This window comes from Pseudomonas sp. AC463 (assembly GCF_979253585.1).
In genome coordinates this window covers 1-277 of record NZ_CEEDDZ010000539.1, presented here as the reverse complement: position 1 = coordinate 277, position 277 = coordinate 1, and the positions used below count along the sequence as shown (strand labels likewise).

Genomic DNA, 277 nt, shown 5'->3' with positions numbered 1-277 from the left:
GCCCCAGCGCGCGCCTGGAAGTGCGCTCCAGCATCGCACGCGAGCACAGCAACGCCGACTATCCGCTCTACGATTACCCGGGCGAGTACGTGCAGAGCAAGGATGGCGAGCAATACGCGCGCAATCGCATCGAGGCGATTCAGGCTCAGCACGAGCAGATTCGCCTGAAGGGCAACGCCCGCGGGCTCGGCAGCGGCCACCTGTTCAGCCTCACCGACTACCCGCGCGATGACCAGAACCGCGAATACCTGATCGTCGACAGCGAATACACCGTGAC

The 277-nt window shown here is 64.3% G+C and carries 1 protein-coding gene; it reads left to right on the top strand.

Annotated features, from left to right (window positions below; all coding sequences use genetic code 11):
- On the top strand, window positions 1-277 hold a 277-nt coding region (locus tag AC0IYH_RS31310; protein ID WP_471838110.1), incomplete at both ends, for a contractile injection system protein, VgrG/Pvc8 family.